Here is a 20,567-nt window from a genome sequence, read left to right on the forward strand (position 1 = left end):
GGCCCGGCACCCGCGGCGGGGTAGGCCAGTGAGGCCGGGCCTGACCGGTGGGCCTTGGTTGGGGGCGTCGCCGGCTGAGCTATTTTAGGCCATTTCATGCATCATTGCTAATTTAGTAAAATGCGGCATGTGTTGCCTGGCCGTCAGCAAACCGGGGCCTTGAGCTGATGCCAATCTGGGTAGCTCCTAGCGCTTCCCCTTCACCCTCATCTTGAGACCGTAAACACTGGTGGTCGCGGTGATGAAGAGCAGGTCGTTATCTTTGCCAGCAAAGGTCACATTTGTTGGCGTTTCCGGTACTTCGATACGTTCGATCCTTTTGCCCGTCTTATCGAACACCATCACGGCGAACTCGGTAAGATAGACATTGCCCTCCTCGTCGATGGTCATGCCGTCTGAACCGAAATCGCAGAAAAGACGTTTGTTCGTAAGCTCGCCGTCGGGATTTATGTCGTAGGCGTAAGTCTTGCCCGCGCCGTAGTCCCCCACGTAAAGCACCTTGCCGTCTGCCGTACCAATGATGCCGTTGGGCTTAAACAGGTCGTTCGTCACACGCGTAACGGTCTTGTGGTCGGGCGTGACAAAGTAGACGTTTTGCCCCTCCACCCTCGTACTTTGGTCGTGATCCGAATAGAAATCAGGTCGGTAAAATAGATGCCGCCGTCTGGACGAATCCACAAGTCATTCGGGCCGTTGAATACCTTGCCGTCGAAGTTCGTCACAAGCACCGTGACTGTCTTGTCGGGTGCGATGGACCACAGTTCGCCCTTCTCGGGGGCAACGACGATCAGGTTGCCGACCTTGTCGAAATCGGTTCCGTTCGCACGTCCAGCTGGCTTGAGCCAGTCGGAGAATTTCCCGTCTGCCGCGCTCCATTCAACAATCCGGTTATTTGGGTCGTCGGTAAAGAACACATTGCCATCACCATCCGCCGCCGGGCCTTCGGTGAATGAATAACCTTCAGCCAACTTTTCCAGCTTCGCACCTGGGGCGATGATAGGCGAATCCGCTGCGAAGGTGGAACCGGCTGTGAGCGACAGAACGGCGAGAAGGATGCTGAATGCTTTCATTGTTCGCATGATTTGCTCCTCCGGAAAAATCACTTTGTGCCTCTGGAGACCGCCGAACAAGCCTTTCTGAAGCTTTGGCAAGCGATTGCTCTGGCGTAGCGGCCCGGCGGCCGGCGCGGCGAATTGGTTCGCAAGCGTCTGCTAATATGTGGATAGCCTGTCGTCGAGCCGCCGTGTTAAATTAGGCGGACATGGCGAAGCTCTTTTTAATCGCGCTCACCATCGCTCACAGCTGGTACACCGGCTACCACGATCCGGTCACCGGCTATGAATGCTGCGACGCCAAAAAGGACTGTGGAGTCATCGCTCCGCGCTTTGTCGAGCCGTTGCCAGGTGGCGGTTTCAATGTCCGGACCGGATCCAAGTCCCGGTATTTCATCCCCAAGAACCGCGTTATAGAAAGCGAAGACAGCCAGTATCACATCTGCCTGTCCCCGCCGTTTTCTTATATTCGGTGCTTCTTTGCGCCCCGTACCGAAGCGAGCCGGGAGAGGTCGGCACTGGATCACTTCGAGTGAGTGTAATCAAGCTACAGCTAATATAGCTCGCTACGCAGCCTCACCGGGTGTAGGGTGCCTCGTCGTCCGACCTAAGGCCACGGACGATGGAGCATTCACGGAGCATAGCTATGCGTGGTTTGATCCTTGGCCTGGCTGCCCTCGTGGTCAACTCATCATTTGCGCAGGCAGCAGGCGACAGCATCGCCGGCCGGAAAGTCATGGTGCAATGCCAAATGTGCCACGGCACGGATGGCCTCGGCAAAATGTCTTACACGCCCAATATCGCCGGGCAGAAGTACGACTATCTGGTCCACGCGCTGATGGCTTACAAGGCCGGAGAGCGCAAGAGTTCAATGATGTCGCTGGTCGTCAAGAAGCTGAGCGACGAAGACATCGCCAATGCCGCGGCCTACTATGCCGCGATCAAGATTGCCGTCGAAGTTCCGCCCTGATAAGGCACGATCCTGTCGGGCATTGACGTCTTGCGCTGCGCTGCATGAAAAGCACCGCCGAAGAAACGTCTTCGAGTTTCGCCGCGAAACTTGCTCCCTCACGAGCGTGGCGGCCCAGCGGCCGGGGGTGTGGGTGGGGTGGCGCGACCGCCGGGCCTAACCGGCAAACAGCAAGTTTGGGGGACGTTTGTCGGCGGCCGCAATTATAGGCCGATATAACGGGATATAAAAGCAGAAGGTGGCCGACGCCTTGTTGGGGCGCACGGCCCGAGAGGGCGAACCTCTCATTATTTGATCTTTCTTGATTCCATAGGTCCCAGCCCAACAGACACGCGTCGCGCTCGCCCCTGACTAGATGATCGATCGCGCTGGACGCACGTCGCGAAGAACTTCAAGCAGCCCGTTAGCCTCGTGGGAAACCAGCTGCGTTCGTTTCAGGCGAAACGATATCTTTCTGAATTCATTGATTAATTTGGTGAGCGCGATGGGATTCGAACCCATGACCTACTGATTAAAAGTCAGTTGCTCTACCGGCTGAGCTACGCGCTCCCGCGGGCTCGAATAAGGCCGCCCTCGAAATTGGGCGGAACATAGGGAGAGTGCATCGACCGGTCAACCGGAAAAACATGGCCTCCAGGCCGTGTCCGGCGCGGCATTGTGAGCCATGCGAGCGTGCGCGGCACAGCGCGCGAGAGGGTCGAAGGCTGGGCCTTGCATCCAAGCGCTGCTACCATCGGGGCGCATTCTGCAATCTGGACGGGAACGTGGGAACAATTGCCTACGTCACCCGTTTTTTTCCCACAAGGGACATCAACACCCTTCGAGGAGAAGAGCGATGAACAGGATCGCATCAAGCCTGCTGGCGGCCGCGCTGTCGGCTTCGTTCGTGGCAGCGGACGTCATGTCCGTGAATGCCCAGCCAATCTATGCGCCGCAGCCGCAAGGGCTTTCGTCTGATGTCCAGACGGTTCAATACCAGGAGTGGCGACGGCACCGCACCATGTCGCGCAACCGCGTCTATTCGCGCAACGGTGACATGTACTGGAATGGCCATCGCGGCTATCGCGAATATCGCCGCGGCTATCGCCGCCATGGCGACTTCTGGTTCCCGCTGGCTGCTTTCGCGACCGGCGCGCTGATCACCGGCGCCATCGTCAACAGCAACCGGACCCGTGTCTATCGCGGCGGCGATGCGCATGTGCAGTGGTGCTACGACCGGTACCGGTCCTATCGCGCCTGGGACAATACGTTCCAGCCGTACAACGGCCCGCGTCAGCAGTGCATTTCGCCCTACTGACCTGACCATCGGAACACGGGAGGCTGCGAGGGCCCGTGCCGGCAACGGCACGGGCCTTGCGCGATATCCCGGTCGCAAAGGAAGTGATGCGCGGATCAGCTGGCCCAGCTGATGGTCTTGAAGATCAGATACAGGCCTCCGCCTTCACCGCGTGGGGAGCGGTAAGCGCCGAGCGCACCGCAGATTCGAACCATTGCCCCGGTCAGCCCTCAGCCGAGCGCCTCCAGGGATCCATTCCCTCTCGCCCCCAGTACTCAGCGCCTGATGGGGCTTCTTATGGCACGCTCAGCGTTCTGCGCACAGCGTCGCGCCAGCCCGCCAGCTTGGCGGAGCGTGTCGCAGCGTCCATCTCCGGCTTGAAGCGGCGGTCGAGCGCCCAGGTCTTGGCGAAGTCCTTCGCCTTCGGCCACACGCCCGCCTTCGAGCCCGCCAGCCAGGCGGCACCGAGCGCGGTCGTCTCGAGGATGGTCGGCCGGTCGACCGGCGCGTCGAGGATGTCGGCCAGGCGCTGCATGGTCCAGTCGGAAGCGACCATGCCGCCGTCGACCCGCAGCACGGTTTTCGCGGATGCCCCCTTCCAATCCTTGCGCATGGCGTCGAGCAGGTCGCGGGTCTGATAGGCGACGGATTCCAATGCCGCGCGGGCAAACTCCGCCGGGCCTGAGTTGCGGGTCAGGCCGAAGATCGCGCCGCGCGCCTCGGCGTCCCAATGCGGCGCGCCGAGGCCGACGAAGGCCGGCACCAGATACACATTCTGCGCCGGATCGGCGGCTGCCGCGAGCGCGCCGCTCTGCTCGGCCTTGCCGATCACCTTGATGCCGTCGCGCAGCCATTGCACGGCGGCGCCGGCGATGAAGATCGAGCCTTCCAGCGCATAAGTGGTCTTGCCGTTCAGCCGGTAGGCGATTGTGGTGAGCAGCCGGTTCTTCGAGCGCACCAGATCGGCGCCGGTGTTGAGCAGCGCGAAGCAGCCGGTGCCGTAGGTCGATTTCATCATGCCGGGCTCGAAACAGGCCTGGCCGATGGTCGCCGCGTGCTGGTCGCCGGCGACGCCGAGGATTCTTATTTCGGCGCCGAACAAACCCTTCTCGGTCACGCCATAGTCATCGGCGCAGTCCTTCACCTCGGGCAGCAGCGCGGCCGGGATGCGCAGGATCGACAGCAGCTCGTCGTCCCACACATTCTTCTCGATGTTGTAGACCAACGTGCGCGAGGCATTGGTTGCGTCGGTGGCGTGGACCTTGCCACCGGTCAGCCGCCAGATCAGGAAACTGTCGATGGTGCCGGCGAGCAGTTCGCCCTTTTCGGCGCGCTTTCTGGCGCCCTTCACCTTGTCCAGCATCCAGGCAATCTTGGTGCCGGAGAAATAGGGATCGAGCAGTAGACCGGTCTTATTGGTAAAAGTCTTTTCCAGCCCCTGCTTCTTCAGCTTCTGGCAGAGCGGCGCGGTGCGGCGGTCCTGCCAGACGATGGCGTTGTGGATCGGCTTGCCGGTCGCCCTGTCCCAGATGACGACGGTCTCGCGCTGGTTGGTGATGCCGATCGCCGCCACATCCGAGGCATTGCTGCCGGCCGTCTTCAGCGCGGCCTTCACCGTCGCCACCACGCTTGCCCAGATCTCCTCCGGATCGTGCTCGACCCAGCCTGAGGCCGGATAATGCTGGGTGAATTCCTGCTGGCCGGTGCCGGCGACTTTCATCTTGTCGTCGAACAGGATCGCCCTGGTCGATGTGGTCCCTTGATCGATGGCAAGCACAAAGCCGCTCATTGCCGTTCCCTCCACTCTTCATGCAACAGGGGAGACGGCAAAAGCCGCCTCCCCCGCAGGATCCATGCGGGCGCTGACGCCCGCATCAGTCAGTCTTACTTCTGCCAGCTCTTGACCAGCTCATCATAGTTGATGGTGATCGGCTTTTCCTTCTCGTTCTCGATCTTCAGCTGAGGCGCGAGATTGCCCTTCTTGACCGCGTCGGCGTTCCAGTAGGCGAGGTCATGCTCTTCGGCCATCTTCGGGCCGATATCGCCCTGGACGCCCGACTTCTCGATGCGGCTCATGACCTTTTCCTGCTCGGCGCAGAGCGAGTCCATGGCTTCCTGCGCGCTCTTGGCGCCGGACGAGGCATCGCCGATCGCCTGCCACCAGAGCTGAGCCAGCTTCGGATAGTCAGGCACGTTGGTGCCGGTCGGCGACCACTGGACGCGGGCCGGCGAGCGGTAGAACTCGATCAGGCCGCCGAGCTTCGGAGCACGCTCGGTGAAGCTCTTGTCGTGGATCGTGCTCTCGCGGATGAAAGTCAGGCCGACATGGCTCTTCTTGACGTCGACGGTCTTCGAGGTGACGAACTGCGCGTAGAGCCAGGCGGCCTTGGCGCGGTCGGTCGGCGTCGACTTCATCAGCGTCCATGAACCCACGTCCTGGTAGCCGAGCTTCATGCCGTCCTTCCAGTAGACACCGTGCGGCGACGGCGCCATGCGCCACTTCGGCGTGCCGTCGTCGTTCATAACCGCCTTGGCGCCGGCGTCGACCATCGAAGCCGTGAAGGCGGTGTACCAGAAGATCTGCTGTGCGACCGCACCCTGCGCCGGCACCGGGCCGGATTCGGAGAAGGTCATGCCCTGGGCTTCGGCCGGAGCGTAGGCCTTCAGCCAGTCGAGGTACTTCTGGATCGAGTAGACGGCAGCCGGGCCGTTGGTGTCGCCGCCGCGCGCGGTGCAGGAGCCGACCGGACGTGAATTCTCGTCGACCTTGATGCCCCATTCGTCGACCGGCAGACCGTTCGGGATGCCCTTGTCGCCGTTGCCGGCCATCGACAGCCAGGCGTCGGTGAACCGCCAGCCGAGCGACGGGTCCTTCTTGCCGTAGTCCATGTGGCCATAGACCTTCTTGCCGTCGATCTCGCGGCCGGTGAAGAACTCGGCAATATCCTCATAGGCCGACCAGTTGACCGGCACGCCGAGGTCGTAGCCGTACTTGGCCTTGAAGTCGGCCTTGTTCTTCTCGTCGTTGAACCAGTCGTAGCGGAACCAGTAGAGGTTGGCGAACTGCTGGTCGGGAAGCTGGTAGAGCTTCTTGTCCGGCGCCGTGGTGAACGAGGTGCCGATGAAGTCCTTGAGGTCGAGGTTCGGATTGGTGACGTCCTTGCCGTCGCCTTCCATCCAGTCGGACAGGTTGCGCACCTGCTGGTAGCGCCAGTGGGTGCCGATCAGGTCGGAGTCGTTGACCCAGCCGTCATAGAGGTTCTGGCCGGTCTGCATCTGGGTCTGGATCTTCTCGACGACGTCGCCTTCCTGGATCGTGTCGTGCGTCACCTTGATGCCGGTGATGGCCGAGAAGGCCGGCGCCAGCACCTGCGATTCATAGGAATGGGTGGCGATGGTTTCGGAGACGACCTTGATGTCCATGCCGGCAAACGGCTTGGCGGCGTCGATGAACCACTGCATTTCCTTTTCCTGGTCGGCGCGCGAGAGCGTCGACAGCGGACCGATTTCCTTGTCCAGGAAGGCCTTGGCCTCGTCCATACCGGCATAGGCATTGCCTGCCCCGAGCAATAGGACAATGGCGGTCGTTGATGTTAAAATTTGCCGTCGCATAAGTTTCCTCCACATTTAGGTTTCAAGTGCGATCTGGAGCGGCCGCCGGCACGCGACCGCTCCAACAGTTTCCCCCTCTATACGTAGCGGAACACGCCGATGGCGTAGACTACGGAGAGAGCGAGAGCCCACCACAGGTTGGGCCCAACCAGACCCAGCCAAGCGAGATGGATGAAGGCGCTGCCAAGCAGCGAAAGGAAGAGACGGTCGCCGCGCGTCGTCTCGAAGCGGAGCACGCCGATGCGCGGATTGCCGCCCGGCGAGGCATATTCCCACGCCGCCATACCGCAAAGCAGCAGGAAGACGGTTCCGAAGAAGGCCGCCGTCGGCCAAGTCCACGCCATCCAGGAGAGGTCGAGGTTCATGGTCATACCCTCCCCAGGGCGAAGCCCTTGGCGATGTAGTTACGGACAAACCAGATGACCAGCGCGCCGGGTATCAGCGTCAGCACGCCGGCGGCGGCAAGCAGGCCCCAATCCATGCCGGCGGCCGAGACGGTGCGGGTCATGGTGGCGGCGATCGGCTTGGCGTCGGTGGTGGTCAGCGTGCGCGCGATCAGCAGCTCCACCCATGAGAACATGAAGCAGAAGAAGCAGGCGACGCCGATGCCGCTGGCGATCAGCGGCATGAAGATCTTCACGAAGAAGCGCGGGAACGAATAGCCGTCGATATAGGCGGTCTCGTCGATCTCCTTCGGCACGCCGGACATGAAGCCCTCGAGGATCCACACCGCCAGCGGCACGTTGAACAGGCAGTGCGCCAGCGCCACCGCGATATGGGTGTCGATCAGGCCGAAGGCCGAATAGAGCTGGAAGAACGGCAGCGCGAACACCGCCGGCGGCGCCATGCGGTTGGTCAACAGCCAGAAGAACAGATGCTTGTCGCCGAGGAAGCGGTAGCGCGAGAAGGCATAGGCCGCCGGCAGCGCCACGGCGACCGAGATCACCATGTTCATCACCACATAGGTGATCGAGTTGATGTAACCCGAATACCAGGACGGGTCGCTGAAGATGGTGCGATAGTTGGCGAGCGTCGGCGCATGCGGATAGAGCGTCAGCGACGAGACGATCTCGGCATTGGTCTTGAAGCTCATGTTGATGAGCCAGTAGATCGGCAGCAGGATGACGATGATGTAGACCGTCGGCACGATCCACCACCAGCGCGATTCCTCGCCGCGGCGCCGCATCAGCCGCGCCACCTCGTCCTGCGACAGGGCGCTGCTCAGCCCTTCCGAAACCGCCGTCTCGCTCACTCTGTTTGTTCTTTCGTTGACGCCGCTCATCTCAGCGCTCCGCGTCGTAGTTGGTCATCACGGTGTAGAAGACCCATGACAACAAAAGGATGATCAGGAAGTAGACCAGCGACATCGCCGCCGCCGGACCGAGGTCGAACTGGCCGAGCGCCGTCTTGACGAGGTCGATCGACAGGAAGGTCGTCGAATTGCCGGGGCCGCCGCCGGTAACGACGAAAGGCTCGGTGTAGATCATGAAGCTGTCCATGAAGCGCAGCAGCACGGCGATCAGAAGCACGCGCTGCATCTTCGGCAGCTGGATGTAGCGGAACACCGCCCAGCGCGAGGCACCGTCGATCTTGGCCGCCTGGTAGAAGGCATCCGGGATCGAGACCAGGCCGGCATAGCAGAGCAGCACGACGAGGCTGGTCCAGTGCCAGACATCCATGATGATGACGGTGACCCAGGCGTCGATCGGATCCTGGACATAGTTGTAGTCGATGCCGAGCGCATTGACGTAGTAGCCGAGCAGGCCGATGTCGTTGCGGCCGAAGACCTGCCAGATCGTGCCGACGACATTCCACGGGATCAGCAGCGGCAACGCCATCAGCACCAGGCAGACCGGCACGCCCCAGCCCTTCTTCGGCATGTTGAGCGCGATGAAGATGCCGAGCGGCACCTCGATGATGAGGATGATGAAGGAGAAGATCAGGTTGCGGACCATCGCTTCCCAGAAGCGGTCGGAGGACAGCAGCTCCTCGAACCACTCGGTGCCTGCCCAGAAGAAGACGTTGTTGCCGAAGGTGTCCTGCACCGAATAGTTGACGACGGTCATCAGCGGGATGACGGCCGAGAACGCCACCAGCACCAGCACCGGCAGGACAAGGAACCAGGCCTTGTTGTTCCAGGTCTTTTCCATCTATGCCCCCATCTCGACGCGCCAGGAATCGGCATAGATGTTGATGCCGGCAGGGTCGAAGCGAACCTTCGGATCGGCCGGCACGGTGTCGTCCTCGCCGATGACGGCGGCGATCTCGCGGCCCTCGAGGCTGGCGCGGACCACCTTATGGCGACCGACATCCTCGACCTTGCTGACCTTGACGGCCATGCCGTCGCGGCCGAGCCTGACATATTCGGGGCGGATGCCGAGCTCGATCGAGCCGGCACCGGCGTTCGCACCGACAGTCTTGGGCACGCCCGGCAGTTCGATGCGCTGGTTGCCGAGCGTCGCGGTCCTGCCGTCGATCGCCACCGGCATGACGTTCATGCCGGGCGAGCCGATGAAATAGCCGACAAAGGTGTGGCGCGGGCGCTCGAACAGTTCGGCCGGCGTGCCGATCTGGACGATCTCGCCGTCATACATGACCACCACCCGGTCGGCGAAGGTCAGCGCCTCGGTCTGGTCGTGCGTGACATAGACCATGGTGTAGCCGAAGCGGCGGTGCAGCTGCTTCAACTGAGAGCGCAGCACCCATTTCATATGCGGATCGATGACGGTGAGCGGCTCGTCGAACAGAATGGCGTTGACGTCGGAGCGGACCAGGCCGCGGCCGAGCGAGATCTTCTGCTTCTGGTCGGCGGTCAGGCCGCGCGCTTTCCTGTTAGCCCATGACGCGAGATCGATCATCTCCAGCGTCTCGCGCACCTTGCGGTCGACATCGGCTTCCGGCACGCCGCGGTTGCGCAGCGGGAAGGCCAGATTGTCGTAGACGGTCATCGTGTCGTAGATGACCGGGAACTGGAACACCTGAGCGATGTTGCGTTCCTGCGTCGACAGCCTGGTGACGTCCTTGCCGTTGAACAGCAACTGGCCGTGCGAAGGGTGCAGCAGCCCCGAAATGATGTTGAGCAGCGTGGTCTTGCCGCAGCCGGAAGGCCCGAGCAGCGCATAGGCGCCGCCATCCTCGAAGGTGTGATGCACCTCCTTCAGGGCAAAATCTGAATCCTTCTGCGGATTGGGCAGATAGGAGTGGCGGATGTGGTTGACGTCGATGCGTGCCATCGCTTCCTCCTCAAGCCGCCAGCTTCGGCGCGGCGACGGCGCGACCGTTTCCGTCGAAGACCATGATGTGGCGCGGGTCGATGAAGACCTCGACTTCGGCGTCCGGCTCGAAGTCGCGGATGCCGTGGGTCAGCATCACCCAGCGCGCGTCGGCGAAATCGAGATGGATGAAGCTCTCCGAGCCGGTGATCTCGGTGATGGTGACCTTGGCGCGCACCGGCACGGCGGCTGCGTTGGGGCGCTCCAGCGACAGATGGTGGGGCTGGAAGCCGATCGTATAGCTTGCATCGGCGATGCCGACGAGCTCCGCCGGCACCGGCAGCGTGACGCCGCCTTCCAGCAGGAAGACCGCACCCTTCTTGGCAAGCACGATGGTGTTGAGCGGCGGGTCGGCGAAGGTCTTCGCCGTCACAAGGTCGACCGGCTTGCGGAACACTTCGATGGTCGGTCCGAACTGGGTGATGCGGCCTTCGGCGAGCGTCGCCGTATTGCCGCCGAGCAGCAGCGCCTCGTGCGGCTCGGTGGTGGCGTAGACGAAGATGGTGCCGGCGGCGGCGAAGATCTTCGGCAGCTCGGCGCGCAACTCCTCGCGCAATTTGTAGTCGAGATTGGCGAGCGGCTCGTCAAGCAGGACGAGGCTGGCGTTCTTGACGATGGCGCGCGCCAGCGCGGTGCGCTGCTGCTGACCGCCGGAAAGGCTGAGCGGCGTGCGGTCGAGATAGGGCGTGAGCTTCAGGAGTGCCGCGGCGTTGCGCACTTCCTTGTCGATCTTCGACTGCTCGGCGCCGGCGACCCTGAGCGGCGAGGCGATGTTCTCGTAGACTGTCATCGCCGGGTAGTTGATGAACTGCTGGTAGACCATGGCGACGTTGCGCTTCTGCACCGGCTGGCCGGTGACATCCTTGCCGTCGAACCAGACCGAGCCGGACGTCGGCGCGTCGAGGCCGGCCATCAGCCGCATCAGGCTGGTCTTGCCTGACAGCGTCGGGCCGAGCAGCACGTTGAGCGAGCCATGCTGAAGTGTCAGCGACACGTCACGGATGTGCTCCGCCGCGCCGACCGTCTTCGACACGTTTCTCAGTTCCAGCATGATGCCTCCTCCCCGGCTCTGTGCATCACACGGCCATCCTATTCGGCCGCCGCGACGTGGCGGCGGCTTATTCCACGCATGAATTCGTCGAGCGTCGCCGCCTGCTCTCGGCTGAGATGCAGGCCGCGCTTGGTCCGGCGCCACAATACATCCTCGGCGGTCAGCGCCCATTCGTTTTGGACCAGATAGCGTATCTCGGCCTCATAGAGATCGGCGCCGAAGTTGCGGCCGAGATCGGCATTCGACTTGGCGAGGCCCAGCACGGCCTGCGCCAGCGTACCGTAGAGCCGGGTCAGCCGACGCGCCAGGCGCTGGTCGAGGAACGGATAAGCGCTCTTCAGTTTCGCCACTTGCGCCTCGAAGCCGGTGGCAGGGAAGTTGCCGCCCGGCAAAGGCGCGTCCGCCGTCCAGCGCTTGCCGCGCTTGCCGAGGAAGCCTTCGATCTTTTCCAGCATCGATTCCGACAGCCGGCGATAGGTGGTGATCTTGCCGCCGAATGCGTTGATGATCGGCGCTGCCCCCTCGCCGCCGTCGGACTTCAGCACGTAGTCGCGGGTCGCTTCCTGCGCCTTGGAGGCGCCGTCGTCATAGAGCGGGCGCACGGCCGAATAGGTCCAGACGATGTCCGAGCGCTTGACGGCCTGAGCGAAATATTCGCTCGCCGCCGCGCACAGATAGTCGATCTCGGTGTCGCTGATCTTCACCTCATGCGGATCGCCCGGATAGTCGCGGTCGGTGGTGCCGATCAGCGTGAACTCTTCCTCGTAAGGAATGGCGAAGATGATGCGGCCGTCCTTGTTCTGGAAGAAATAGGCGCGCGGGTCGTCGAACTTCTTGGCGATGACGATGTGGCTGCCTTGCACGAGGCGGACATTGTGGACGTCGTTCTGGCCGACCGTCGCCGACAGCACGTGGTCGACCCAGGGGCCGGCGGCGTTGACCAGAAGCCTGGCCTTGACTTCCTCGGTCTCGCCGGTCCGCACGTCCTCGAGCCGGATTGCCCAGAGGTCGCCGTCACGGCGCGCGCCGACGACCTTGGTGCGGGTGCGGATGATAGCGCCGCGGTCGGCCGCGTCGCGAGCATTCAGCGCTACCAGCCGGGCATCGTTGACCCAGCCGTCGGAATATTCGAAGGCCTTGCGGAACAGCGGCTTCAGCGGCTTGCCGGCCGGGTCCCTCGCCATGTCCAGCGTCTTCGTCGCCGGCAGCAGTTTGCGGCCGCCAATGTGGTCGTAGAGGAAAAGGCCGAGCCGAATCAGCCAGGCCGGCCGCAGGCCCTCGGCATAGGGCAGCACGAAACGCATCGGCCAGATGATGTGCGGCGCGTTCTTCCAGAGAACTTCGCGCTCCATCAGCGCTTCGCGCACCAGGCGGAATTCGTAGAACTCGAGATAGCGCAGGCCGCCATGGATCAGCTTGGTCGAGCCGGACGAGGTGCCGCTGGCCAGATCGTTCATCTCGGCGAGAAAGACCGAGAAGCCGCGACCAACTGCGTCGCGGGCGATGCCGCAGCCGTTGATGCCGCCGCCAATGACAAAAATGTCATGGATCGGTGATGCGTCCAAGAAGTCCTCCAGCGATTTCGCATTGCAGCATTTTTGGTCTTTTGCGAAACCGTCACGGAATTAATTCGAAATAGGAACGAATGTCAAACGAAATATCACAGGCGTGTGATGACGCTGCGGAGATGGCCTAGCCCAGCGATGTTTCGATCAGTTGAACCTCGGCTTCGTCGCAGATCTTGCGCACCGAGGGGATGTCGCAGCGGTCGGTGATGAAGGTGTTGACCTGCGACAGATGGCCGATGCGGACCGGCGCGGTGCGCTCGAACTTGGTCTGGTCGGAAACCAGGATGACGTGCCTTGCGTTGGCGATGATGGCTTGCGCAACCTTGACCTCGCGAAAGTCGAAATCGAGCAGCGCGCCATCATGGTCGATGGCCGAGGCGCCAATGACGGCGTAGTCGACCTTGAACTGCCGGATGAAATCGACGGCCGCCTCGCCGACGACACCGCCGTCAGATCCGCGCACGACGCCGCCGGCGATCACTACCTCGATCGAAGGATAGACACGCATCCTATTGGCAACATTGATATTATTGGTGATGACCATGAGGCCGTTGTGGTCCAGCAAGGCCTTGCTGACGGACTCGGTTGTAGTGCCGATGTTGATGAACAGTGAGGCGTTGTCGGGGATCAGCCTGGCGGCGGCGCGACCGATCGCCTCCTTCTCGTCGGCGGCGATCTTGCGGCGCGCCTCATATTCCATGTTCTCGATCCCGGACGGGAACAGCGCCCCGCCATGGATGCGGGTGAGCAGCCTCTGGTCGCAGAGGTCGTTGAGGTCCTTGCGGATGGTCTGCGGCGTCACGTTGAAATGCGTTGCCAGGTCGTCGACCAGCACGCGGCCATGGTCCTTGGCCATCTGGATGATCTCGGCATGACGCGGCGACAGAAACATCGCTCTCCCTCCCGTTTTCGTTTTTCTTGTCTATATCGCAAAACGAAAGCGATGAAAAGGGATAAGCCGGCTAACGAAAACCATATGATCCCAAAGCCAAACCGGCCGCAAGCTGCGGCGAGTTGCTTCAGGTGGGGCGGCGAGCGATTTCGGTGATGACGTCGAATGCCGCCTCGACATCGGCCGCCGTCGCCTCGAACTGGCCGGCCTGGAAACGGATCGCGATCGCGCCATCGACCTTTGTCTGCGTCAGGTAGATGCGGCCGTCATCGTTGATGGCATTGACCAGGCGAAGATTGTGCTCGTCGGGGTTGGCGCCCGGTTCTGCCCGATGCCGGAACGAAAACAGCGACAGCATTGGCTCGGTCACGATCTCGAAGTCCGCCTCCCCCGCAAGCCGCGCGGCGAGAGCCTGGCTCCAGGTGACGTGATTGCGGATCATGGTGCGCAGCCCTTCCAGCCCATGGGCGCGAAGCAGGAACCAGAGTTTCAGCGCCCGGAACCGGCGACCGAGCGGCACCGACCATTCCGAGTAGTTGATGATGCCGTCGTGGCCGTGGGTCTTCAGATAGTCCGGCTTGATTGCAAGCGTGCGCACGAGATCTTCCGGCTGACGGATGAACTGGATCGAGCAGTCGAATTGCGCGCCCAGCCATTTGTGCGGATTGAACACGATGGAATCGGCGTCCTCGACGCCGGCCCAGAAATGCCGGTACTCCGGGCAGATCATCGCCGATCCGGCCCAGGCGGCGTCAACGTGCAGATAGAGCCCGTGCCGTTTGGCGACAGCAGCCACGGCGGCGATGTCGTCGGTGCCGCCGGTGCTGGTGCCGCCGACGCAAGCGATGATACCCGCCGGCAGCATGCCGGCCTCGCGGTCGGAGACGATCGCGGCCTCGAGGGCCACGGTGTCCATGGCGCGGAAGCGGCCGGCTGCTGGGATGCGCACGAGGTTCTCCTCGCCGATGCCGGCGACCCAGATGGCGCGATCGATCGAGGTGTGGACCTGGTCGGAAGAATAGACGCGCGGCCGCGCCTGCCCGGCGAGACCCTTGCGGTTGCCTTGCCAGTCGAGCGCGCGCTCGCGCATGGTGAGCACGGCGGCCAGCGTCGCCGACGAGGCCGAGTCCTGGATGACACCGGAAAACCCTTCCGGCAGGCCGAGCGCCTGGCGCATCCAGTCGACGGTTCGGGTCTCCAGCTCGGTCGCCGCCGGCGAGGTCTGCCACAGCATGCACTGCGCTGCCATCGCGGAGACAAGATATTCGGCTACCACCGAGACGGGCGCAGCATTGGCCGGGAAATAGGCGAAGAAGCGCGGATGCTGCCAATGCGTCATGCCGGGCACGATCTTTTCCTCGAAATCGGCGAAGATCCGCTCCATCGGCTCCGCGGTTTCCGGAGGCGAGACCTCGATGGCACGGAAGACCTCGCCGGGCGCGAGCGCTGGCCGCACCGGCCGTTCGCGCAAGGTGTCGCGGTAGTCGACGCCCCAGTCCGCGGCACGCCTCGACCATGCGCGGAATTCGCTGTTGTCCATGTTTCCTCCCGATAGCCGGCGGCGGCGCCGGCGAGTTCAGCCGGCTCGAATTGTGATTAACATGTTAAATATATAAAGGCAATGCGCCAGCGAGGTCGCGCCGCCCTAGCCCGGATAGTCCGGCAGGCTGGCAAAGGCCGTCCTCAGCGCGTTCGACCAGCCGTCCGAGATGGTGCGGTAATATTGATCGTCCTGGCCGATGCGCTTCTTCATGCTGACCTTGAAGGCGTCCTTCTCGTAGAACAGGAGATCGAGCGGCAGGCCGACCGACAGGTTCGACTTCAGCGTCGAATCGAATGAGACCAGAAGCAGCTTCACCGTCTCGGCCAGGCTCATGGTGCGCTCATAGGCGCGGATGATGATCGGCTTGCCGTATTTGGTCTCGCCGATCTGGAAGAACGGCGTGTCGTCGGTCGATTCGATGAAATTGCCTTCCGGATAGATCATGAACAGCCGCGGCGGGCTGCCCTTGATCTGGCCGCCGAGGATGAAGGAGGCGTTGAAATAGGAATCGGCCTTGTCGCCGGCCGGCGAGGAATGAGCGATGACCTCCTTGACCGTGTCGCCGACCAGCCGCACCGTCTGATACATGGACGGCGTCTCGAGCAGCGTCGCGTGACGATCGGCAACCGCCTTGGTGCGTTCGTCGAGCAGGCTGACGACGGCCTGCGTGGTCGCCAGATTGCCGGCCGACATCAGCACGATGACGCGTTCGCCGGGCTCCTCCCAGACATGCATCTTCTTGAAGGTGGAGATCGAATCCATGCCGGCGTTGGTGCGCGTGTCCGACATGAACACGAGTCCGCGATCGATCTTCAGGCCGACGCAATAGGTCATGGCTGCACTTCCAGAGCAATTCGAGGAAAAGTGCGTAGCGCCTTTCCGCCCGGAATTGCGTCAAAAAACCTGGAGCTGATCGGCGATTCTATCAAAGCCGCACCGCTCCAGCGGCGAATCTTGCTGAATTACTGCTCTACCGTGACGGTGACGGCAAGCTTCTCGTCCGCTTGACCGAGCAGAATCCCTGATATGGGCGAGGCATCGCGGTAGTCGCGACCCGTCGCCACCCTGACATAGCGTTCGTCGGGAGAGATGCCGTTGGCGGCATCGAAGGCAACCCAGCCGAGGCCCTGAACATGCGCCTCGGCCCAGGCGTGGCTTGCCGCCTGCTCGACAGTCGCGTCCATCATCAGATAGCCGCTGACATAGCGGGCCGGAAACCCCATGGCGCGCGCCGCGGCGGCGAAGATATGGCTGTGGTCCTGGCAGACGCCGGTCTTCAACGCCAGCGCCTCCTCGGCCGGCGTCATCACGGTGGTGGCGCCAGGCTTGTAGGCGACACGCTCGCCGATCGTGCCCATCAGCCGGTGCAGCCGCTCGATATCGGTGCCCTTCCCCGCCGAGCCGGCAAGCTCGCGAATGCCTTCGCCGGCGGCGGTCAACGGCGTTTCCTGGGCAAACAGCCAGAGCGGCGCGAAACCATGATGCGGACCGGATACGCCAGTGGTGTCGCGCGTGAGCACATCGCCCGACGCTTCGATGGTGATGGCGTGAGGCTCGCCTTCGACGCTCAGAAGCCTTGTGTCGTTGCCGAAGTGGTCGGTGAAACGCACCTCCTCGCGCGCGCCGTCGATGTTCAGGCCCCAGGACTGCACGGTCTGCGTGTGGCCGCTGACCGGCAGCAGGCGCAGCCGCTGCAGCAGATATTGCACCGGCGCATCGTAGCGGTACTCGGTCCGATGGGTGATCTTGAGCCGCATGGCTTCATTTTCCGTTTGCGAGCATGAAGCTCAATAGAACCTGTAGTCCTGCGCGATCTCGTCGCCGAGCCTGGTGTTGTCGCGGATGAAGTTGGCCAGGAATTCATGCAGGCCGGCGTCGAATATATCCTTGATCGAGCCCGCCCGCAGCATCGCCTGCGTCTTCTCGGCCGTGGCATGGCAAGCGTGGCGCTCGCCATAGTCGTCGCCCAGGAATTTCAGATGCTCGGCGAGGAAGCGGTAGCAGAAGGTGAGCGAACGCGGCATGCGCACATTGAGGATCAGGTAGTCGGCAATGTTGGTCGGCTTGTAGTCGGCATCGTAGACCCACCGGTAGGAGCGATGCGCCGACACCGAGCGCAGGATCGATTCCCACTGATAGTTGTCGAGCGTCGAGCCGACCCAGGAGATCGAGGGCAGCAACACGTAATATTTGACGTCGAGGATGCGGGCCGTGTTGTCGGCGCGCTCGACATAGGTGCCGAGTTGCGAGAAATCGAAGATCTCGTTCCGCAGCATGGTGCCGTAGAAGGAGCCGCGGATCAGCGCCGTCTCGCGCTTGATGGCGTCGAGCACGGTCGGCAGGTCGCGTTCGTCGGTGGGCTTGGCCAGCATGCGCTTCAGCGACATCCAGGCCTCGTTGATGCTTTCCCAGGTCTCGCGCGTCAGCGCGGTGCGCACCATGCGGGCATTGTTGCGGGCGGTCTCGATCGCCGACATCGTGCTCGACGGGTTCGAGGTGTCGCGCAGCAGGAAGTCCGAGACGTTGGCCGCGGTATAATCCTGATACTTCTGGGTGAAGGCGACGTCGGATCCGGCGCTAAGCAACACGGAATTCCATTCTTCCGACGCGTTCTGCGTACGGGTGAGCGCCATGCGCAGGCCGGCATCGACAAGGCGGGCCATGTTTTCGGCCCGCTCGATGTAGCGGTTCATCCAGTAGAGCCCGTTGGCGGTGCGGCCGAGAAGCATGGGAAGTGGCCCTTCGGGCTAGTGAGTAGGGAATAGGGAGTAGGCAGTAGTAAGAGCTTGAATTTCAATGAAATACGGCATTCCCAGTCCCCTATGCTTTCACACTACTGCCTACTGCCTACTCACCAATCCCTACCCACTCAGCTCAATCATCCAGCACCCACGTATCCTTCGTCCCGCCGCCCTGCGAGGAATTGACCACCAGAGAGCCCTCTTTGAGGGCCACGCGCGTCAAGCCGCCGGGCACGATCTGGATACGGTCGGAGACCAGCACATAGGGGCGCAAATCGACGTGGCGCGGCGACAGGCCCTTCTCGGTCAGGATCGGACAGGTCGACAGCGCCAGCGTCGGCTGGGCGATGTAGTTCGACGGCTTTGCCGCGAGCTTCTTGGCGAAATCCTGGCATTCCTTCTTGGTCGCCGCCGGCCCGACCAGCATGCCGTAGCCGCCGGAGCCGTGCACTTCCTTGATGACGAGTTCGTTGATGTGCTCCAGCACATATTTCAGGCTGTCCGGTTCGGAGCAGCGCCAGGTCGGGATGTTGCCGAGGATCGCCTTGCGGCCGGTGTAGAACTCGACGATCTCCGGCATGTAGGAATAGATCGCCTTGTCGTCGGCGATGCCGGTGCCCGGCGCGTTGGCGATGGTGATGTTGCCGGCGCGGTATACGTCCATGATGCCGGGAACGCCAAGTGCGGAGTCCGGGCGGAAGGTCAGCGGATCCAGGAAAGAATCATCCACCCGGCGGTAGAGCACGTCGATCTGCTTGTAGCCTTCGGTGGTGCGCATCGCGACGTGGCCGTCGACGACGCGCAGGTCCTGGCCCTCGACCAGTTGCACCCCCATCTGGTCGGCGAGGAAGGCGTGCTCGAAATAGGCGGAGTTGTAGCTGCCTGGCGTCAGCACGGCGATGGTCGGCGCGCCCTTGGTGCTCTGCGGCCTGACCGCGGCCAGCGACTGGCGTAAGAGCTGCGGATAGTTTTCGACCGGCCGCACCTTGATCTGCTGGAACAGCTCGGGAAAGAGCTGCATCATCGTCTCGCGGTTCTCCAGCATGTAGGAGACGCCGGAGGGTGTGCGGGCATTGTCCTCGAGAACGTAGAACTCGTTCTCCGAAATGCGCACGATGTCGACGCCGATGATGTGGGTGTAGACGCCGGCGGGCGGCCTGACGCCGATCATCTCAGGCAGGAAGGCCTCGTTCTTGGCGACCAGTTCCCTGGGCACGCGGCCGGCGCGCAGGATCTCCTGGCGGTGGTAGATGTCGTCGAGGAAGGCGTTCAGTGCCTGGACGCGCTGCTCGATGCCTTGCGTCAGGCGGCGCCATTCATTGCCCGAGATGATGCGCGGAACGATGTCGAAGGGGATCAGCCGCTCCGAGGCTTCCTGCTCGCCGTAGACGGCAAAGGTGATGCCCGTCTTGCGGAAGACGCGTTCGGCGTCCTGCATTTTCTCGGTAAGCCTGGCCGGGTCTTGCTCCTTCAGCCAGCGATCATAAGCCGAATATGGTCTTCTCAGTCCGGAAACTTCCGGAAGCATTTCATCGAACGCTGCCAATCGCGTACTCCCCTGTAAGACCATTTCACTGGCGTCGCCGGAGAAAATCAAGCGCAATCGGTGATTTGATGAGTGACGGCGGTCGTTATGTCAGGACTGCCCAAGATTAAGGCAGGGCCGACAGGACCGGGTCAGGCTGTGCCTTGCTCCCGGGCAAACGACAAAAGGCGACTCAGAAGGCGCGGAAGGTCACGATGGTGAAGGTGTCCTTGATGCCGGGCAAAACCTGCACCTTCTCGTTGATGAAGTGGCCGACATCCTGGTCGTCCTCGACATAGAATTTGGCGAGCAGGTCGTAATTGCCGGCAGTCGAGTAGATTTCCGATGCGATCTCGGCATCGGCAAGCGCGCTGGCGACCTCATAGGCCTTGCCGAGATCGCACTTAATCTGCACGAAAAATGCCTTCATTGCCCGGTCCTGCCTAGCCTGTGAGCGAATAAGCGGCCCTTTTGGCAGACTGCCGCCCGGCTTTCAAGCATCAGCCGGCCATGCACCACAGTTGGCTGCTCGGCAGCGCCGAATGGCTGATGCTTGCGAGCTGCTGAAACCACCAAGCGATGCCATGCGTATGTTAGGATGCATCTTCGGACTGCGATTTCCCCCGGGGACAACGGAGACAGGCCATGCGCCGCTCACTATTCGCATTCGTAATCATTCCATTCCTGTTCATGTCCTCGGCCTTAGCCGGCGACGCCGAGATCAAGGCGGCGCAGACGGTCATCGACAGCCAGCTGAAGGCCTTCGTCGCCAATGACGGCGCCAAGGCCTACAGTTTCGCCGCGCCGAACGTGAAACGCGTCTTCCCGACCGTCGACATGTTCATGAACATGGTGACCAACGGCTACGCGCCGGTGCGCAAGCCGCAAAGCTATGCCTTCGGCAAGGTCGAGCAGACGGGCCCGACCTCGATCATCCAGCAGGTGATGATCGTCGGGCCCGACGGCAAGGACTACGAGGCGGTCTACACGCTGGAGCAGCAGCCTGACGGCAGCTTCCAGATCACCGGCTGCAGCCTGCGGGCGTCGACGTCGCTGAGCACCTGA

Annotated in this window: 21 protein-coding genes and 1 tRNA gene; 4 read left to right on the forward strand and 18 right to left on the reverse strand. The window is 62.3% G+C overall.

The features are described from left to right. Nucleotides 1-186: 186 nt before the first annotated feature. On the reverse strand, nt 187-606 hold the full coding sequence (locus PU724_RS13250) for an SMP-30/gluconolactonase/LRE family protein (protein WP_354421621.1): 420 nt from the start codon (nt 604-606) through the stop codon (nt 187-189). Beyond that, entirely contained in the window at nt 549-1,079 is a 531-nt protein-coding gene (locus PU724_RS13255) for an SMP-30/gluconolactonase/LRE family protein (protein WP_354421619.1), read from the reverse strand. The genes PU724_RS13250 and PU724_RS13255 overlap by 58 nt, the downstream gene beginning before the upstream one ends. A gap of 182 nt (nt 1,080-1,261) precedes the next feature. Here PU724_RS13255 and PU724_RS13260 point away from each other — a divergent pair, with 182 nt between their 5' ends. Together PU724_RS13260 and PU724_RS13265 are read left to right on the forward strand one after the other, a co-directional pair. Further along, nucleotides 1,262-1,588 carry a hypothetical protein gene (locus PU724_RS13260; protein ID WP_127285397.1) on the forward strand — a complete coding sequence of 109 codons (327 nt, stop codon included), beginning with the start codon at nt 1,262-1,264 and terminating at the stop codon, nt 1,586-1,588. 110 nt (nt 1,589-1,698) lie between these two features. Then, the gene (locus tag PU724_RS13265; RefSeq protein ID WP_127285396.1) at nt 1,699-2,022 is read left to right on the forward strand and encodes a c-type cytochrome; all 324 of its coding nucleotides are present in this window, start codon (nt 1,699-1,701) and stop codon (nt 2,020-2,022) included. Nucleotides 2,023-2,495: 473 nt separating this feature from the next. Here PU724_RS13265 and PU724_RS13270 read toward each other — a convergent pair. Then, a tRNA-Lys gene (locus tag PU724_RS13270) sits at nt 2,496-2,571 on the reverse strand. Between the two features lie 286 nt (nt 2,572-2,857). On the opposite strand from PU724_RS13270, the gene PU724_RS13275 reads away from it, so the two are divergent. Next, the gene (locus PU724_RS13275) at nt 2,858-3,319 is read left to right on the forward strand and encodes a BA14K family protein (protein ID WP_354421616.1); all 462 of its coding nucleotides are present in this window, start codon (nt 2,858-2,860) and stop codon (nt 3,317-3,319) included. Nucleotides 3,320-3,593: 274 nt separating this feature from the next. Here PU724_RS13275 and glpK read toward each other — a convergent pair whose 3' ends face one another. The 15 genes from glpK to PU724_RS13350 all read right to left on the reverse strand — a co-directional run bounded on the left by glpK (nt 3,594) and on the right by PU724_RS13350 (nt 19,932). After that, the gene (gene glpK, locus PU724_RS13280) at nt 3,594-5,087 is read right to left on the reverse strand and encodes a glycerol kinase GlpK (RefSeq protein ID WP_354421614.1); all 1,494 of its coding nucleotides are present in this window, start codon (nt 5,085-5,087) and stop codon (nt 3,594-3,596) included. A 95-nt stretch (nt 5,088-5,182) separates the two neighbouring features. Continuing rightward, nucleotides 5,183-6,910, reverse strand: a complete 1,728-nt coding sequence (locus PU724_RS13285; RefSeq protein ID WP_127392623.1) for an ABC transporter substrate-binding protein — start codon at nt 6,908-6,910, stop codon at nt 5,183-5,185. A gap of 77 nt (nt 6,911-6,987) precedes the next feature. Then, complete coding sequence (locus tag PU724_RS13290) at nt 6,988-7,275, reverse strand: DUF2160 domain-containing protein (RefSeq protein ID WP_127287342.1); 288 nt, start codon at nt 7,273-7,275, stop codon at nt 6,988-6,990. 2 nt (nt 7,276-7,277) lie between these two features. Next, nucleotides 7,278-8,192 (reverse strand): carbohydrate ABC transporter permease, encoded by a 915-nt coding sequence (locus tag PU724_RS13295; RefSeq protein ID WP_127287343.1) that lies wholly within the window; start codon nt 8,190-8,192, stop codon nt 7,278-7,280. 1 nt (nt 8,193) lies between these two features. Beyond that, a complete protein-coding gene (locus PU724_RS13300; RefSeq protein ID WP_126054723.1) occupies nt 8,194-9,060 on the reverse strand; it encodes a carbohydrate ABC transporter permease in 867 nt (288 codons plus the stop codon). Further along, on the reverse strand, nt 9,061-10,143 hold the full coding sequence (locus tag PU724_RS13305) for an ABC transporter ATP-binding protein (RefSeq protein WP_354421609.1): 1,083 nt from the start codon (nt 10,141-10,143) through the stop codon (nt 9,061-9,063). A 10-nt stretch (nt 10,144-10,153) separates the two neighbouring features. Beyond that, on the reverse strand, nt 10,154-11,233 hold the full coding sequence (locus PU724_RS13310) for an ABC transporter ATP-binding protein (RefSeq protein WP_127311277.1): 1,080 nt from the start codon (nt 11,231-11,233) through the stop codon (nt 10,154-10,156). Between the two features lie 38 nt (nt 11,234-11,271). Then, entirely contained in the window at nt 11,272-12,798 is a 1,527-nt protein-coding gene (gene glpD / locus PU724_RS13315) for a glycerol-3-phosphate dehydrogenase (protein WP_354421606.1), read from the reverse strand. A 127-nt stretch (nt 12,799-12,925) separates the two neighbouring features. After that, nucleotides 12,926-13,693, reverse strand: a complete 768-nt coding sequence (locus PU724_RS13320) for a DeoR/GlpR family DNA-binding transcription regulator (protein ID WP_127286741.1) — start codon at nt 13,691-13,693, stop codon at nt 12,926-12,928. A gap of 127 nt (nt 13,694-13,820) precedes the next feature. Further along, nucleotides 13,821-15,233 (reverse strand): pyridoxal phosphate-dependent decarboxylase family protein, encoded by a 1,413-nt coding sequence (locus PU724_RS13325; RefSeq protein ID WP_354421604.1) that lies wholly within the window; start codon nt 15,231-15,233, stop codon nt 13,821-13,823. Between the two features lie 105 nt (nt 15,234-15,338). Beyond that, a complete protein-coding gene (locus PU724_RS13330) occupies nt 15,339-16,070 on the reverse strand; it encodes a proteasome-type protease (protein ID WP_127285977.1) in 732 nt (243 codons plus the stop codon). Between the two features lie 128 nt (nt 16,071-16,198). After that, nucleotides 16,199-16,993, reverse strand: a complete 795-nt coding sequence (locus PU724_RS13335) for a transglutaminase family protein (RefSeq protein ID WP_354421602.1) — start codon at nt 16,991-16,993, stop codon at nt 16,199-16,201. A 30-nt stretch (nt 16,994-17,023) separates the two neighbouring features. Continuing rightward, the gene (locus PU724_RS13340; protein ID WP_354421600.1) at nt 17,024-17,965 is read right to left on the reverse strand and encodes an alpha-E domain-containing protein; all 942 of its coding nucleotides are present in this window, start codon (nt 17,963-17,965) and stop codon (nt 17,024-17,026) included. Between the two features lie 145 nt (nt 17,966-18,110). Then, the gene (locus PU724_RS13345) at nt 18,111-19,523 is read right to left on the reverse strand and encodes a circularly permuted type 2 ATP-grasp protein (RefSeq protein WP_187331400.1); all 1,413 of its coding nucleotides are present in this window, start codon (nt 19,521-19,523) and stop codon (nt 18,111-18,113) included. 172 nt (nt 19,524-19,695) lie between these two features. Beyond that, nucleotides 19,696-19,932 (reverse strand): Lrp/AsnC ligand binding domain-containing protein, encoded by a 237-nt coding sequence (locus PU724_RS13350; RefSeq protein ID WP_127285973.1) that lies wholly within the window; start codon nt 19,930-19,932, stop codon nt 19,696-19,698. Nucleotides 19,933-20,147: 215 nt separating this feature from the next. Between PU724_RS13350 and PU724_RS13355 the strand changes: the two genes are divergently transcribed. Next, on the forward strand, nt 20,148-20,567 hold the full coding sequence (locus PU724_RS13355) for a DUF4864 domain-containing protein (protein WP_354421597.1): 420 nt from the start codon (nt 20,148-20,150) through the stop codon (nt 20,565-20,567).

This window comes from Mesorhizobium abyssinicae (assembly GCF_049887195.1).
GTDB lineage: Bacteria > Pseudomonadota > Alphaproteobacteria > Rhizobiales > Rhizobiaceae > Mesorhizobium > Mesorhizobium abyssinicae.